Origin of the sequence: Streptomyces sp. NBC_01433, assembly GCF_026340105.1 — a bacterium.
GTDB lineage: Bacteria > Actinomycetota > Actinomycetes > Streptomycetales > Streptomycetaceae > Streptomyces.
In genome coordinates, this window is record NZ_JAPEPM010000001.1 from 5,491,777 (window position 1) to 5,506,568 (window position 14,792).

16 protein-coding genes, 6 tRNA genes and 1 pseudogene are annotated in these 14,792 nt (G+C 71.9%); 14 read left to right on the forward strand and 9 right to left on the reverse strand.

Annotated features, from left to right (window positions below; all coding sequences use genetic code 11):
* Positions 1-22: 22 nt before the first annotated feature.
* Both cobA and OG413_RS24750 read left to right on the forward strand, forming a co-directional pair.
* Complete coding sequence (cobA, locus tag OG413_RS24745) at positions 23-1,276, forward strand: uroporphyrinogen-III C-methyltransferase (RefSeq protein ID WP_266808865.1); 1,254 nt, start codon at positions 23-25, stop codon at positions 1,274-1,276.
* A 64-nt stretch (positions 1,277-1,340) separates the two neighbouring features.
* A complete protein-coding gene (locus tag OG413_RS24750; RefSeq protein ID WP_266808866.1) occupies positions 1,341-2,159 on the forward strand; it encodes an RNA methyltransferase in 819 nt (272 codons plus the stop codon).
* Between the two features lie 61 nt (positions 2,160-2,220).
* Here the strand turns inward: OG413_RS24750 and OG413_RS24755 are convergent, their stop codons facing one another.
* Positions 2,221-3,534, reverse strand: coding sequence for a serine/threonine-protein kinase (locus OG413_RS24755; RefSeq protein ID WP_266808868.1), 1,314 nt, complete (start codon positions 3,532-3,534; stop codon positions 2,221-2,223).
* A gap of 206 nt (positions 3,535-3,740) precedes the next feature.
* On the opposite strand from OG413_RS24755, the pseudogene OG413_RS24760 reads away from it, so the two are divergent.
* From OG413_RS24760 to OG413_RS24775, 4 genes and pseudogenes are all read left to right on the forward strand, one after another.
* Positions 3,741-4,009 (forward strand): annotated as a pseudogene (locus OG413_RS24760) (hypothetical protein).
* A 186-nt stretch (positions 4,010-4,195) separates the two neighbouring features.
* Positions 4,196-4,402: a hypothetical protein gene (locus tag OG413_RS24765; protein WP_266808870.1), complete on the forward strand. Its 207-nt coding sequence runs from the start codon at positions 4,196-4,198 to the stop codon at positions 4,400-4,402.
* Positions 4,403-4,768: 366 nt separating this feature from the next.
* The gene (locus tag OG413_RS24770; RefSeq protein ID WP_266808872.1) at positions 4,769-5,722 is read left to right on the forward strand and encodes a phosphotransferase family protein; all 954 of its coding nucleotides are present in this window, start codon (positions 4,769-4,771) and stop codon (positions 5,720-5,722) included.
* Between the two features lie 65 nt (positions 5,723-5,787).
* Positions 5,788-6,078, forward strand: a complete 291-nt coding sequence (locus OG413_RS24775; protein ID WP_266808874.1) for a zf-TFIIB domain-containing protein — start codon at positions 5,788-5,790, stop codon at positions 6,076-6,078.
* 127 nt (positions 6,079-6,205) lie between these two features.
* Here the strand turns inward: OG413_RS24775 and OG413_RS24780 are convergent.
* The 5 genes from OG413_RS24780 to OG413_RS24800 all read right to left on the reverse strand — a co-directional run bounded on the left by OG413_RS24780 (position 6,206) and on the right by OG413_RS24800 (position 6,651).
* Positions 6,206-6,280, reverse strand: a tRNA-Val gene (locus OG413_RS24780).
* Positions 6,281-6,303: 23 nt separating this feature from the next.
* Positions 6,304-6,375, reverse strand: a tRNA-Val gene (locus OG413_RS24785).
* Positions 6,376-6,394: 19 nt separating this feature from the next.
* Positions 6,395-6,466 (reverse strand) — tRNA-Val (locus OG413_RS24790).
* Position 6,467: 1 nt separating this feature from the next.
* Positions 6,468-6,541 (reverse strand) — tRNA-Cys (locus tag OG413_RS24795).
* A gap of 37 nt (positions 6,542-6,578) precedes the next feature.
* Positions 6,579-6,651 (reverse strand) — tRNA-Gly (locus OG413_RS24800).
* Between the two features lie 162 nt (positions 6,652-6,813).
* On the opposite strand from OG413_RS24800, the gene OG413_RS24805 reads away from it, so the two are divergent.
* From OG413_RS24805 to OG413_RS24815, 3 genes are all read left to right on the forward strand, one after another.
* The gene (locus tag OG413_RS24805; RefSeq protein ID WP_266810347.1) at positions 6,814-7,851 is read left to right on the forward strand and encodes a chorismate-binding protein; all 1,038 of its coding nucleotides are present in this window, start codon (positions 6,814-6,816) and stop codon (positions 7,849-7,851) included.
* Positions 7,848-8,669 carry an aminotransferase class IV gene (locus OG413_RS24810; RefSeq protein ID WP_266808876.1) on the forward strand — a complete coding sequence of 274 codons (822 nt, stop codon included), beginning with the start codon at positions 7,848-7,850 and terminating at the stop codon, positions 8,667-8,669. The genes OG413_RS24805 and OG413_RS24810 overlap by 4 nt, the downstream gene beginning before the upstream one ends.
* Positions 8,670-8,789: 120 nt before the next feature.
* Positions 8,790-9,626 (forward strand): GNAT family N-acetyltransferase, encoded by an 837-nt coding sequence (locus tag OG413_RS24815; protein ID WP_266808878.1) that lies wholly within the window; start codon positions 8,790-8,792, stop codon positions 9,624-9,626.
* 40 nt (positions 9,627-9,666) lie between these two features.
* On the opposite strand, the gene OG413_RS24820 is transcribed toward OG413_RS24815, so the two are convergent.
* Entirely contained in the window at positions 9,667-10,182 is a 516-nt protein-coding gene (locus OG413_RS24820) for a DsbA family protein (protein ID WP_266808880.1), read from the reverse strand.
* Positions 10,183-10,338: 156 nt separating this feature from the next.
* On the opposite strand from OG413_RS24820, the gene OG413_RS24825 reads away from it, so the two are divergent.
* The 3 genes from OG413_RS24825 (at position 10,339) to OG413_RS24835 (ending at position 12,429) form a co-directional block, all read left to right on the forward strand.
* A complete protein-coding gene (locus tag OG413_RS24825; protein WP_266808882.1) occupies positions 10,339-10,803 on the forward strand; it encodes a hypothetical protein in 465 nt (154 codons plus the stop codon).
* 312 nt (positions 10,804-11,115) lie between these two features.
* Positions 11,116-12,135 (forward strand): LacI family DNA-binding transcriptional regulator, encoded by a 1,020-nt coding sequence (locus OG413_RS24830; RefSeq protein ID WP_266808884.1) that lies wholly within the window; start codon positions 11,116-11,118, stop codon positions 12,133-12,135.
* Between the two features lie 117 nt (positions 12,136-12,252).
* The gene (locus tag OG413_RS24835) at positions 12,253-12,429 is read left to right on the forward strand and encodes a hypothetical protein (protein ID WP_158074513.1); all 177 of its coding nucleotides are present in this window, start codon (positions 12,253-12,255) and stop codon (positions 12,427-12,429) included.
* A 62-nt stretch (positions 12,430-12,491) separates the two neighbouring features.
* Here the strand turns inward: OG413_RS24835 and OG413_RS24840 are convergent, their stop codons facing one another.
* The gene (locus OG413_RS24840) at positions 12,492-13,124 is read right to left on the reverse strand and encodes a CGNR zinc finger domain-containing protein (protein ID WP_266808885.1); all 633 of its coding nucleotides are present in this window, start codon (positions 13,122-13,124) and stop codon (positions 12,492-12,494) included.
* 445 nt (positions 13,125-13,569) lie between these two features.
* Complete coding sequence (locus tag OG413_RS24845; protein ID WP_003959770.1) at positions 13,570-13,983, reverse strand: SsgA family sporulation/cell division regulator; 414 nt, start codon at positions 13,981-13,983, stop codon at positions 13,570-13,572.
* A gap of 190 nt (positions 13,984-14,173) precedes the next feature.
* Between OG413_RS24845 and OG413_RS24850 the strand changes: the two genes are divergently transcribed.
* Positions 14,174-14,629, forward strand: coding sequence for a TIGR02611 family protein (locus OG413_RS24850; RefSeq protein ID WP_266808886.1), 456 nt, complete (start codon positions 14,174-14,176; stop codon positions 14,627-14,629).
* A gap of 54 nt (positions 14,630-14,683) precedes the next feature.
* Positions 14,684-14,755, forward strand: a tRNA-Val gene (locus OG413_RS24855).
* The last annotated feature ends 37 nt before the right edge of the window (positions 14,756-14,792 follow it).

Here is a 14,792-nt window from a genome sequence, read left to right on the forward strand (position 1 = left end):
CGCACGAGGAGCCCGCACCGCCATGGCCGAGCACGCCGATCACCCCGCGTACCCCGTCGGACTGCGCCTGAGCGGGCGCCGCGTCGTCGTCGTCGGCGGTGGCCAGGTCGCGCAGCGCCGCCTGCCCGCGCTCATCGCGGCCGGTGCCGATATCACCCTGATCTCCCCGTCCGCGACCCCGTCCGTCGAGGCGATGGCCGACGCCGGCGAGATCCGCTGGGAGCGCCGCCGGTACCGCGACGGCGACCTCGGCGACACCTGGTACGCCCTCGTCGCGTGCTCCGACCCGGCCGCCGCCGACGCCGCCTCCGCCGAGGCGGAGCGCTCCCGGACCTGGTGCGTCCGCAGCGACGACGCCGAGGCCGCCACCGCCTGGACCCCGGCCACCGGCCGCAGCGAGAACGTCACGGTCGCCGTCCTCACCACCACCTCGCAGGGCCGCGACCCCCGCCACTCCGCGGCCATCCGCGACGCCATCGTCGAGGGTCTGCGCGACGGCACCCTCGCCGCCCCGCACCACCGCACCCGCGCCCCGGGCGTCTCGCTGGTCGGCGGCGGTCCCGGCGACCCGGACCTGATCACCGTGCGCGGCCGCCGTCTGCTCGCCGAGGCCGACGTGGTCATCGCCGACCGGCTGGGCCCCCGTGACCTGCTCGACGAACTCCCGCCGCACGTCGAGGTGATCGACGCCGCGAAGATCCCGTACGGCCGCTACATGGCCCAGGAGGCTATCAACCAGGCGCTGATCGAGCACGCCAAAGCGGGCAAGGCCGTCGTCCGGCTCAAGGGCGGCGACCCGTTCGTCTTCGGCCGGGGCATGGAGGAGGCCCAGGCGCTGGCCGCCGAGGGCATCTCCTGCACGGTCGTCCCAGGGATCTCCAGCTCCATCTCCGTTCCGGGCGCGGCCGGTATCCCGGTCACCCACCGCGGCGTCGCCCATGAGTTCACCGTCGTCAGCGGCCATGTCGCCCCGGAGGACCCGCGCTCACTGGTCGACTGGGCGGCGCTCGCCCGACTGCGCGGCACTCTCGTCCTGCTGATGGCCGTCGACAAGATCGGCGCCATCGCCGCCGCGCTGATCGCCCACGGCAAGGACCCCGAGACCCCGGTCGCGCTGGTCCAGGAAGGCACCACGGCCGCGCAGCGCCGGGTCGACGCGACCCTGGCGACCGTCGGCGAACGAGCCGTCGCCGAAGAGGTGCGCCCGCCCGCCGTGATCGTCATCGGCGAAGTCGTCGCGGTCGGACCGGACTCCGTGGCACCCCCCGCTGGGTAACCCGCGGTAACCGATATTCATCCAAGGCGTTGGCACCACACACCGGACAAGGCAGTATCACCCTGTGGCAGATCTCATCACCGTCGACGATCCCGACGACCCGCGCCTGCGCGACTACACGGGCCTGACCGATGTCGAACTCCGGCGCCGCCGTGAGCCGGCCGAAGGTCTCTTCATCGCCGAGGGCGAGAAGGTGATCAGACGGGCCAGGCACGCCGGGTACGAGATGCGGTCGATGCTGCTCTCCGCCAAGTGGGTCGATGTGATGCGCGACGTCATCGACGAGGTCCCGGCCCCCGTGTACGCGGTCACTCCGGAGCTCGCCGAGCGCGTCACCGGCTACCACGTGCACCGGGGGGCCCTCGCCTCCATGCAGCGCAAGCCGCTGCCCTCCGCCGACGAACTACTGGCCACGGCCCGCCGCGTGGTCGTCATGGAGTCGGTCAACGACCACACCAACATCGGTGCGATCTTCCGCAGCGCGGCCGCCCTCGGCATGGACGCCGTACTGCTCTCACCGGACTGCGCCGACCCGCTCTACCGGCGTTCGGTCAAGGTCTCGATGGGCGCGGTCTTCTCCGTTCCGTACGCCAGGCTCGACGCCTGGCCCAAGACGCTGGAGTCGGTACGGGAGGCGGGCTTCAAGCTCCTCGCGCTCACGCCCGACGAGAAGGCGTCCAGCATCGACGAGGCGGCACCGCACCGGCTGGAGAGGGTGGCACTGATGCTCGGGGCCGAGGGCGACGGGCTGTCCACCCAGGCACTGATGGCCGCCGACGAATGGGTCCGTATCCCCATGGCGCACGGCGTCGACTCGCTGAATGTGGGAGCGGCGGCGGCGGTCGCCTTCTACGCGGTGGCGACGGGCCGGCCCCAGGGCTGACCGCGCCCCTGGGACCCGGCCGCCGGGCTGACCGCGCTCCGGCGGTCGCTCGCCCCGGAACCTACCGTTCCAGAGGGATACCCGCCTGCGCGTGCCGCGCGTCGGCGGCCTGCGTGTGCGGCTGCGAGACGCCCAGCCCCCGCGCCGGACCCTGGCAGCCCTGTGCGGCGGCGATGCCCAGCGCCACGAGGAGGGTCACGACGACGAAGACGACGAGCCGCTGCCGCAGCAGCCGCGGATTCGCCGGCCGCCGTCCCGCCGAGGTGGTCCGGGCCCCGCCTCTCGTGCCCGGCCGCCCGTTCGTCCCGTTCGCCGCGCCGGGGCGCCTGCCGGAACGCGTGGTGTTGCGCGGAGCCGGCTGGGAGCGCGAACCTCCGGTACGGGGCGCGGCCGGACGAGCGGGCGCGGTACGCCTGTTCTGCTGGGGGCGGGACGCCGGGGAGCCGTCCGCGCGACGGGTGTGCTGCTCGGTGTACGGACCGTCCAGGCGGCCGGTCGGCCGGTCCAGCTCCTGCGCGGAGCGCTGGGTGGGCGGCCGGCTCTCGTGCAGGCCCTGCGCCTCCCGGGCCGCGATCTCCTTGAGCCGCATGGAGAGCTGGAGTGTGCTCGGCCGCTCCTCCGGGTCCTTCGCCAGGCAGGCGCGTACCAGCGGGGCGAGCGCGTCGTGCACGTCGTACAGCTGCGGCTCCTCATGCACCACTCGGTACAGCATCACCTCGGAACTGCCGTGCCCGAAAGGCGAATCGGCCATCGCCGCGTAGGCGAGGGTGGCACCGAGCGAGAAGACGTCCGTCGCGGGCGTCACCGCCGCGCCCCGGACCTGCTCGGGCGCGAGGAAGCCGGGCGACCCCACCGCCGTACCGACGTGGGTCAGCGTGCTCGCCCCGGTCGCCCAAGCGATACCGAAGTCGATGATCCGGGGGCCCTTGGGGGAGAGGAGGATGTTCGACGGCTTCAGGTCACGGTGGACGACACCCGCCTCGTGCACCGCCACCAGTCCCTCGGAGAGCGCCGCCCCGATCGAGGCCACCTCGGCGGCGGCCAACGGGCCCTCTTCGGCGACCTTGTCGTGCAGGGAGGGGCCGGGGACGTACTGCGTCGCGAACCAGGGGCGGTCCGCCTCCAGATCGGCGGCGACCAGACGCGCCGTGCAGCCCCCGCGGATCCGCCGGGCCGCCGACACCTCGCGCGCGAAACGCGAACGGAATTCCTGATCCTCCGCCAGGTCGGGCCGGATCACCTTGAGGGCCACCCGCTGACCGCGCCGGTCGGAACCCAGATAGACGACGCCCATGCCGCCCGCCCCGAGTCGCCGGTGCAGCCTGAACGAGCCGACGAGACGCGGGTCCTCGCGCCGGAGCCGCATCATCGCCATCGTCTGCCCATCCCCGCTGCCTGGTCCGCCTGACGAGGCACAGCTTACGTACCCGGCGCCCGGCGCGCTCAGAGGCCGCGCCCTCGCCGGAGATTCGATTGTCAGTGCCCGGCGGGAAACGTGAAGAGTGGTCAGGGGGCCGTGGATCCGGGCTCCCCGCCCCGTGCGAGATCTCAAAGGTCGGTCGCAGAAGGGGGATTGGATCAATGAGGGGCGATCGCGTGGAGATGGCCGTGGACGCGGGAGACCCGACCGGGACCTACGCGGTGGTGGCCTCCGGAGCGGGCCGCAGGGTGGAGACAGCCGTCCGTCGGGGGGTGGTGGAAGTGAGTGAAGTCACCCGCGGCGGCTCCGTGGTCCGTACCGCACGCTTCATGGCGGCCAGGGTGCCGGCCACGGCCCGGCCCTGGTCGAACAGCCGGTTCCCAGGGAGGGCGCCTCCGAACGCCCCCTCCGGGATGACCCCAAGCCCTGACGCCGGATCTCCACCCAGGGGAGTACGTCGACTACCGACAGCTCATCCTCCGGGAGGCCCGGCATTCGGTACGCGGGCATGACGACCCCTGCCCGAGGCTTCCCTAATGTTGAGGTCAAGCGGCGGGCGAAGCACTCGTCCCCCGAGGTCAACGCCCGCCGCCCCCATCAGGTCAGGAGAGGAACCATGTCGGACACGGCAACGCGGACCATGATCCGCACGCAGGGACGCAAGGCATACGCCTCGTTCGGCGCCCGCCCGTCCGGTACGCGTCACCCCTTGGTGGCGACGGCCATGGTTCTTCCTCTGGCGGCCCTGCTCGTAGTCGTCTTCGGCGGCTGGGAAGCGGTGGTCACACAGGCGTCGTCCGTGGGCGTGATGCTGGGGCGCTGAGCGGCGCCCCGGGTCCGGAAGAGCGGTCCGGACCGGGACATCCGGCCAACAACCCCGTGGGGACGGGGGTGCGGCGGACGGCAGCGTTTGTCCGGTCAGCTGGGGAGCTGACCGGACATCGCGCTGTCCGGACCACGGCAGCCCATGGGGACGGACCTGCCCGGTCACCGACGGGGACGGCGCGCGCATGCGACCGGTGCCGTCCGGCCCGTCGCGCGCTCAGCGGGCGTACGCGAACGCCCCTCAGCCTCCGCCCCGCGGCCCCAGTCCCGCGGCCCTCCGCCCCGCAGCCACCGCCCCGCACCGCCGCGTACGCTCGTCGCGGGACCGGCGGCAGGGCCGGAGCGATCACCGCCGGGGGAGCCGTTGAGTACCACCGCAGTCGTACGGGAGCTGGGCGCACTCGCGCACGGCAGCTCCCATCCACCCGCCGTACGGTGCGTCTGCGGACCGCCCCAGGTGCTGGCGGACCGCCCGGACGGCACCGTGGTCCGCAGCGGCCGGATCGTGGCCAAGGCGCACGCCGCGGACACGGACCGCGAGGCGCTCGCCGCCCGCGTCGCCCTGGCGGCCGACCCCGGGCTGACCGGCATCCTGCTTCCTCCACTGCCCGCGCCGTCCCGGCACCGTCCCGGCCGCCCCGTCACCCTCTGGCCGCACGGTGAACCCGTCGACCCGGCGGACCCCGACGCCGCGCCCTGGGAAGAAGCCGCCACGCTGCTCGCCCGCCTCCACCGCACCGGACCTCCGCTGCCGCTCCCGCCGATGCGTGGCCCTGCCAAGGCCGCCCTCGCCGTCGCCCGGATGCGGGCGGCCCGTCCCGGTGAGCCGGGCACGTCCGTCGTCCTCGCCGCCTGGCGCGGCCTGCCCGCCTGGGCACGTGGCGAGGAACCGGTCCCCGCGCACCGCGCCGGCTTCCTCTGTCACGGGGATCTGCACCTGGGCCAACTCGTCCGGCACCCGGCTCCGCACGGCCCCTGGCTGCTCATCGACGTGGACGACGCGGGTCTGGGCGACCCGTCCTGGGACCTCGCCCGGCCCGCCGCCTGGTACGCCGCCGGGCTGTTGCCCCCCGAAGTCTGGCTGCGCTTCCTGGCTGCCTACCGGGCCGCGGGCGGTCCGGCCGTGCCTGCCGACGGGGACCCCTGGCCCGAACTGGACGTCCCGGCACGCGCGCTCACGGTGCAGACCGCGGCGCTCGCCTTCGCCAAGTCCGCCGCGGAGGACCGAACTCCGGATGAGGTGGAGCAGATGATGATCGACGCATGTGCCCGAATTGCGTCCCTCCCACCCGAGTTGGCGGCCGAGGGCTCGTCGTAGGGTGAACCGACCGCCGTCGGGCAGGCATTCCGGCGACGGCACACCGAAGGCGAGGAGCCGAGCCGATGATGCAGTGCCCCAAGTGTCACGCGCAGATGCACACGTACAACCGCAATGGCGTCCAGATCGAGCAGTGCAGCGGCTGTCGCGGGATATTCCTCGACTACGGCGAGCTGGAGTCCCTGACCCGTCTGGAGTCGCAGTGGACGCAGCAGGCCCCGCCCGCGCCCCCCGCCCCGCAGGCCTACCCGGCGGCCGCGGCGCCCGCTCCCGCGTGGGGCGCCCCGCAGCACCACGGCGGTCACCACGGCCACCACCGCCAGAAGGGCTTCGGCCGGATGCTCTTCTCCTCCTGAAACCCCTGCCGAAACCCCTTGCCTTCCTGCGGGCTCCGGACGCTTCCTGTCCGGGCCCGCGGGACCGCGCACGAGGCGTCGACGAACGACAGAACCCCCGGTCGTCGAGACGACCGGGGGTTCTGGCTGGTGCGCGATACTGGGATTGAACCAGTGACCTCTTCCGTGTCAGGGAAGCGCTCTCCCGCTGAGCTAATCGCGCGGGGTGATCCTGCGTGTACTGCGTGCGCGATACTGGGATTGAACCAGTGACCTCTTCCGTGTCAGGGAAGCGCTCTCCCGCTGAGCTAATCGCGCGGGGATCCTTGCGGACCGGTGGACGATACTGGGATTGAACCAGTGACCTCTTCCGTGTCAGGGAAGCGCTCTCCCGCTGAGCTAATCGTCCTTGGAGGTGGAGACGGGATTTGAACCCGTGTAGACGGCTTTGCAGGCCGTTGCCTCGCCTCTCGGCCACTCCACCAGGGATGGGGGTTCGGGAAGATCCCCCACCTTCTGCGAGCGGACGACCAGGTTCGAACTGGCGACCTCAACCTTGGCAAGGTTGCGCTCTACCAACTGAGCTACGTCCGCGTGTCTTTCCGGTGCGCTTGCGCGTCCCGGCGACGTGTTGAACTCTAGCGGATTCCTGGGCCAGTACAAAAACGCGTTTGCGCAGCGTGCTGCGGTGCCCCCGCCCCGGCGCAGGTCATCGCGCACCGTCCTAGACTCACCAGAGTGTTCGACCTTGCTCCAATGGCCCGCTTCGGCGGCCTCGTCGCCTCCGGTCTGCAGGATGTCACCAGTGATCCGGCGGCCCTCGACTCATCCGGTTTCTGGGCCGTATGCGCCGATTTCGAAGGCCGCCTCGTCTGCGCCCGCTTCTCCACCGTACGGACGGAGCCGGTGCCCGCTCCCGTGCCCGGTGCCTGGCGCGGTCCCGCCGCCGGGGACTGGACCTCATCACTGGACCGGGACGCCTACAAGGCGGGCGTACGGCGGATCCGTGAACACATAGCGGCGGGTGAGGTCTATCAGGCCAATCTCTGCCGGGTGATGTCCGCGCCGCTCCCCGGTCCCGGCACCGCCGACGTGGACGCCCTCACCGCGCTGCTGGCACGCGGCAACCCGGCCCCGTACGCAGGAACGATTCGGCTGCCCGCGCACGGCGTGGAGATCGCCACCGCGTCGCCCGAACTGTTCCTCGCCCGGGACGGGCGGACCGTCGAGTCCGGGCCGATCAAGGGAACCGGGCGCACCGAGGACGATCTGCTGGACAAGGATCACGCCGAGAACGTGATGATCGTCGACCTGGTCCGCAACGACCTGGGCCGCGTCTGCGCGACCGGCAGCGTGAGCGTGCCCGACCTCTGCGCGGTGGAGAAGCATCCCGGACTCGTCCACCTCGTCTCCACCGTCCACGGGCGGCTCGCCGACGGCGTGGGCTGGCCGGAGCTGCTGACCGCGGCGTTCCCGCCCGGTTCCGTCACCGGGGCGCCCAAATCCAGCGCGCTGCGGATCATCGAGGCGCTGGAGACCGCGCCGCGCGGGCCGTACTGCGGCGGGATCGGCTGGGTCGACGCGGACCGGGCCACTGCCGGGCTGGCCGTCGGCATACGGACGTTCTGGATCGACCGGGACCCTCCCGTGCCGGTCCTCCGCTTCGGCACCGGGGCGGGCATCACCTGGGGCTCCGACCCGGAGCGCGAGTGGGACGAGACCGAACTGAAGGCGTCGAGACTGCTCGCCGTGGCGTCGGGCGCCTTCGAGGAGACAGGAGGGACCACGTCATGAGGATTTGGGTCAACGGCGAACTGAGGGCCGCCGACGATGCCAGGCTGTCCGTGCTCGACCACGGGCTCACCGTGGGCGACGGTGTCTTCGAGACGGTCAGGACCATGCACGGCCGCCCGTTCGCGCTGACCCGGCATCTGGACCGGCTGACCCGCTCGGCCCGCGGCCTCGGCCTGCCCGACCCCGACCCCGACGAGGTCCGCCGCGCCGTCACGGCCGTCCTCGACGCCAACCCCATGGCGCTCGGCCGGCTGCGGATCACCTACACCGGCGGGCTGTCCCCGCTCGGCTCCGACCGCGGTGACGCCGGGCCCAGCCTGGTCGTCGCGCTGGGCGGCGCGGGACGCCGTCCGGACACCACGGCCGTGATCACCGTCCCGTGGACGCGCAACGAACGCAGTGCGGTCGCCGGGCTGAAGACCACCTCGTACGCCGAGAACGTCGTCGCCCTCGCCCGGGCCCGTGAGCACGGTGCGTCGGAGGCGTTGTTCGCCAACACGGCCGGGCAGCTCTGCGAGGGCACCGGTTCCAATGTCTTCGTCGTCCTCGACGGGCAGATCCACACCCCGCCCGTCGCCTCCGGCTGCCTCGCCGGGATCACCCGCGCGCTGGCCGTGGAGTGGACGGGGGCCCGGGAGACGGACCTTCCGATGGACGTCCTGGAGCGCGCCGAGGAGATCTTCCTGACCTCCACGCTCCGGGACATCCAGGCCGTCCACCGGGTCGACGCACGGGAGCGGGCCGGGAGTCCCGGGCCGGTGACAGCGAAGGCCATGCGCGTCTTCGACGAACGAGCGGGCAGCGACCTCGACCCGTGACACGTGACGCCGTCCGTGACATGCGGCGCCGTCCGTGGACGCGCGGTGCCGTCCGTAGACATATGGCGCCGTCCGTAAAAGCGGGTGACGGATGGCCGCTCAGCGGATAGAAAGCCTGTGATGACCACGACACTCCGGCCGACCGGGCCGATTCAGCAAGGCGCCGACGGCGCACGAGCGCGCACGTACGACGTGTGCGACAACGGACGGGCCGTCGGCGCTGTAGCGATCAGTACCGACGATTCGTTCGGCGCGACGGCGGGGGTTCTGCACTCGCTGCGGATCGACGAGGCGCAGCGCAGGCGCGGTCGCGGCACCATCGCCGCGCTCGCCGCCGAGGAGGTGCTCAGGGGGTGGGGCTGCACCCAGGTGCGCGTGGAGGCCCCGGAGGGCAACGACGGCTCCCAGCGGCTGGCCGCCGCGCTCGGCTACGTGGAGCGGAGCCGGAACATGATCAAGGAGCTCGGGCAGGACCCCGCCGAGCTGCCCGCCGGGCTCACGGGCCGCCCCATGAGTGCCGAGGAGTACGCCCGCTGGGACGTCTCCAGCGTGAAGGCGTACGCACAGGACTGGATCGACCGGGGCGTGCCGGAGGAGCAGGCCCGGCACAAGGCCGAGACCGACCAGGCCCGCAACCTCCCGGACGGTCGAGCCACCGACGGCATGCACTTCCATGTGCTGGTCCACGAGGACGAGGTCGTCGGCCATGTGTGGGTGGCGCGGCGGGAGACGCAGCCGGGGGAGACGGTCGGGTACGTGTACGACGTCGAGGTGCGCACCGAGCACCGGGGCAAGGGCTACGGCCGCGCCCTGATGCGTCTCGCCGAGAACATCACCCGCGGGGCCGGGTTCGACAGGCTCGGCCTGCACGTCTTCGCCGCCAACACCCCGGCGCTGCGGCTGTACGAGTCGCTGGGCTACACGACGACCCAGTACAACCTGGCCAAGGCGCTGTAGCGGCCCCGGCGGGCGGCCCGGGGGTTGCGGCGCCCTCGGGTCAGCCCCGCTCGGCGAGCAGTCGGTCGATGATCTCCTCGATCCGCTCGCGGAGCCCGTCCTGACTCTTGCCGCCGTCCAGCCGTTCGTCGCCGATCACATACGTCGGGGTGCCGGTGACGCCGATCGCCTTGCCCTCCGCCTGGTCGGCGTCGACGATCAGCAGATGCCGGCCGTCGATGAGCGCGGTGTCGAACTCCTCGGCGTCCAGGCCCAGTTCACGTGCCACGTCGAGAAGCAGCGGTTCGCCGGTGCGGGCGAGCTCGGCGGTCCTGGCCAGCACCGCTTCGATGTACGGCCAGTCCTTGCCCTGCGCGGCGGCCTCCTCGGCGGCCTGCGCCGCGGCGTACGCGTGCTTGTGCTTCTCCAGCGGGAAGTGCCGCAGCCGTACCTCGACGCGGTCGCCGTACCGGGCGCGCAGGGCGTGCACATCGCTGAGGGCCAGGTGGCAGTCGGGACATTCGAGATCGCACCAGATGTCGAGGACGACCGGGGCTGCGGGGGTGGAATCGCTCATGGGATCAGTCTTTCAGGCCGGGTGGACAGCTCCCAATCGGGACCTGGGGAGGAGTGCGGCCCTGAAATGTCCCCGATGTGGCCGGGGAACGTGGCCCCGACGCCGGTGATCGGTGCAGGATGGAAGGGACGTTTCCCCACGCTCCTGGAGGCCCCGATGCTTGCCGAGACCATTTGTTCCGCGGCGTCGGCGGCCGGTCTCGGCATCGCCGCGGTCACCGCGTACCGCAAGCGGTTCCTCACGGCGGCCAGGATCGCCGCCTACTCCCTCGTGCCGGTCGGGCTGGTCATGACCGGAATCGTCGAGTGGGTCTCCGGGATCGCGTTCAAGCCGAGCGTCTGGCTCGGTTTCGGCGTGCTCGGGGTGGCCTGGCTGCTCTTCATGACCACTCGCGCGATCGAGCGCCGCAGCGGCACCACCCGCAAGGAGCGCAGGGCGGCACGGGCCGCCGCGCAGAACGAGGCGGTCGCCCCCGCCGCCTCCGCGCCTTCCCTCGGATCCGGCGCCCCGGCGGCGTCGGCGCGCCCCCAGGCCCAGCCGAAGAAGCGGCAGCAGTCGTCCGCCGCGCCCGGTGAGGACTTCAGCGACATCGAGGCGATCCTGAAGAAGCACGGCATCTGAATTCGTCCGGTCGGGCACATCCCGAGGATATGAATCGATTCACCCTCACGCGACGTCGGCGTGCCCCCACACTCGCGTGACCTGCGCCTTGAACCCGTACGAGGATGGGGTTACCGTTCGCCACGGAATGAAACAATTCATTCCGCACGGTGCGAGGCGGTGTGCGGCCTCGCACCGACGCGCGTCGGCGCCGGGCTCGCAGCGGTACGGATCACGGCGGCCGGGGCGGCCCGGAGCGGCATGCCGGCGTCCGTACGATGGGAGGCGCCGCCCGCGAGTGCGGCGGCCGAACGCATCAGTGGGGCAGGGCGAGTGGGGCGTGTGGCAGGGATCAAGGATGTGGCCCGGCGGGCCGGAGTCTCGGTGGGCACGGTCTCCAATGTGATCAACCGGCCCGAGGCGGTGCTGCCGGAGACGCGTGCCCGCGTCCTGGCCGCCATCGACGAGCTCGGGTACGTGCGCAGCGAGTCCGCCCGCCAGCTCAGGGCGGGCCGCAGCCGCATCATGGCCCTGCTCGTCCTGGACATGGGCAACCCGTTCTTCGTCGATGTGGCCCGCGGGGCCGAGCGCGCCGCACGGCAGGCCGGCCTCGGCGTCATGGTCTGCAACAGCGACCAGAGCCCGGCGGAGGAGGCCGAGTACCTCGGACTCTTCGCCGAGCAACGGGTGTGCGGCGTGCTCGTCACACCTGCGGACGCCACCGGCCGCAATCTGGAGGCGTTCAGCCGTCACCGGATCCCGTTCGTGCTGGTCGACCGGGTGGCGCCCGGAGCCGAGTGCTGCGCGGTCTCCGTCGACGACGTGCGCGGCGGCGCCCTGGCCGTCGGGCACCTCGTCTCGGCGGGGCACCGCTCCGTCGCCTATGTCAGCGGCCCCGGTGACCTGCATCAGATCCGGGACCGCCGCGAGGGGGCCCTCGCCGCTCTCGCCGAGGCGGGCCTGCCCCCCGAGGCGCTCGTCGAGATCCCGTCCGACCGCCTGGACGTCGCGGCCGGCCGCGATGCCGGCGCCCGGCTGCTGGGACTCGTACCGCGCCCCACCGCCGTCTTCTGCGCAAACGACCTGCTCGCGCTGGGTGTCCTGCAGGCGCTGTACGCGGCGGGTGTGCGGGTTCCGCACGACGTCGCCATCGTCGGCTACGACGACATCGAGTTCGCCGCGGCCGCCGCCGTACCGCTCACCTCCGTACGCCAGCCCGCCGTCGTGATGGGACGGATGGCCGCGGAACTGCTGCTGGAGGAGGCGGACGACGCGGACGGCGGGCACCGTCACCGCAGCGTGGTGCTCCAGCCGGAACTCGTCGTGCGCGCCTCCAGCGCGTCGCCGCGCTGACCGGGAACGGAGTTCCGAAAGTGTGACGGCGGCTCGGACGCCGGAGCGAATCCGCACGGCCACGGAGCGGTGAACTCCCGCGGTGAAGACGCGTGTTGATCGCCAAGAGGGGTCGGGGTGAGTCATGATCACTTCGAGATGGTGGACACATCCCGGGGCGAGGCCCCCGCACCCCCGGTCGAAGAGCCCCGTGGCTGTCTCTTCGCGCTTTCCCAGCCACCCCTGATGATCTTCCTCACGGTGATCGGCGTCCTGCTGCTGATGGCCGCGCTGCATGATCTCTTCATGCTGTGAGCCCGCGGTGATGCCCCGGAGGCGTTGCCGGGCGGACGGTGGTCGCGACCCCGCAGGACCGGTCAGCCCGCGGCTTCCCGGCGCCGGGCCCGGTACGCGGCGACATGGAGCCGGTTGCCGCAGGTGCGGCTGGAGCAGTAGCGGCGGGAGCGGTTGCGTGACAGATCGACGAACGCGCGCCGGCAGTCCGGCGCCTCGCAGCGCCGCAGCCGCTCCTGCTCGCCCGCGACGACGAAGAAGGCCAGCGCCATGCCGCAGTCGGCCGCGAGATGGTCGGAGACCGAAGCGTCCGGCGCGAAGTAGTGCACATGCCAGTCGTAGCCGTCGTGATCGGTGAGCTGCGGCGTGGTGCCCGCCGCGGCCACCAGCCGGTTGATGAGGTCGGCCGCGGTCCGGGCGTCCGGCGCCGCGAAGATCTCGGCGAACCTGCTCCGTACGTCCTGTACCGCCCGCAGGTCCTTCTCGCCGAGCGTGCCGACACCGCTGATGAGATGGCGCTCCGCGAAGGCGTACAGCGACCCGAGGTCGGCGAGCTGGTCGGCGAGTGCGTCCGTCGACGCGTCCGGGGGGCCGCCGGTGGGTCTCTGCGCGGCTATGTCCGCGGGCCCGCTGTCCGGCAGCCCGTTCTCCGGTGCGGTGTTCACCAGATCGACCACCGTGTCGAGGGCGATCCGGGTGTCGTGTGGGATCAGCACGATTTCGCTCCCTGGCCTCCGGCGGGCGGGCGCCCGCCGATGGCGGCTGACTCTACTGGCTCGGCGGACCGGCTCCAGGCCCGGTGCGGGCGCACCGGGGGCCGGGAGAGCCCTTTATCGGCCACGGGGGCCGTCGGGGCCCGCGGTGCCCGTACGGCGGGGTGGGAGGGGGGCGTGGGGCTCCTGCCGCCCGAGTGGCTCGGCCGGGCGGGAGCCGGCCGTCCTCGGTCGTTCCCGGTCGGTCTGAGTCGACCTCGGCCGTTCTCAGCCGGTTTCGGTCACTGTCGGCCGGACCGCGCCGGGCGCCCGGCCGGTACCCCGTGCACGCGCCGGCGCCGTCGCCGCGGTGGTTTCCGCGATGACGGCGCCGGTGTCTGCCGTATGAGGTTGTCCGCGCGACGCCGTCTCCCCGAGTCGGACGGCGTCCCGCAGCTCTCGGCCTGGCTCAGCTCTCGGCCAGGATGTGTGAGAGCTCCGTATCGAGATCGAAGTGACGATGCTCGGTGCCGGGCGGAACCGCGGCGTCGGTCCTCTTCAGGAACGACTCCAGGGCTCGCGCCGGAGCTTCGAGCAGGGCTTCGCCCTCTGGGGAGCTCAGTGCGATGCAGACGACGCCCTGGCCGTGACTACGTGATGGCCAGACGCGGACGTCTCCGGTGCCGGTGGGCCGATGCAGCCCCTCGGCAAGGAGGTCGCGGGCGAATACCCATTCGACCGTCTCCTCCGCTCCGGTGTGGAAGGTGGCGTGCACGGCATAGGGATCGGCCGTGTCATACCGCAGGCCCGCGGGTACAGGCAGTGAGGACTCGCTCGACACAACGAGGCGCAGGTGCAGCTCGCAGCTGACCGTGGTGTTCATAAGCGCCAGGGCCTTTCGCTCAGTGTGCGCTCGGGGATTCGCACGTCGGCGAAATCGACATGCCACCTACGGTGGCGTTGTAAACCCCTCTGACCCTTTTGTGATCCTTCAGGTAGCTCGTACAGCGGTGTGTAACTTTGAGTTATGCGGCCATTCCGGTGACGAGGGGCGTTCGGGTAGGTTGGGATTCATGAATGCGGAGAGTGACGAGCGGAGCGAGGCTGCCGAGAAGGCGGCCCCGGAGTCCGCTGCGGGGGGCACGGCGAAGGTGGAGCGTGAGCTGGGCTCGCGTGCGCCGGGGTTCATCAAGTCGTCCAGGACGCTGCACCTGAGCTGGCAGGTCGGCGTCTTCATAGTCGGCCTCGCCGTCGTGGTGGCGGGCATCATCATGCTTCCGCTGCCCGGCCCCGGGTGGCTGGTGATCTTCGGAGGCATGGCGATCTGGGCGACCGAGTTCGTCTGGGCCCAGCTGGTGCTGCGCTGGACCAGGCGAAAGGTCACGGAGGCCGCCCAGCGGGCGCTCGATCCCAAGGTCCGGCGGCGCAACATCATCCTCACCTCGGTGGGGCTGGTGATCATCGCGGTGCTGGTCGGGATCTACGTCTGGAAGTTCGGAATCACGATGCCGTGGAAGATCAGCGAGTGAGCTCGGGCTGGTCCTGGAGCGCCGCTGACATGGGGTAATGTTTGCGGTGCGCCCGGGCGATTAGCTCAGTGGGAGAGCGCTTCGTTCACACCGAAGAGGTCACTGGTTCGAAACCAGTATCGCCCACCCGGACAGAGGGTCCGTGAGACTGCGAAGTCTCACG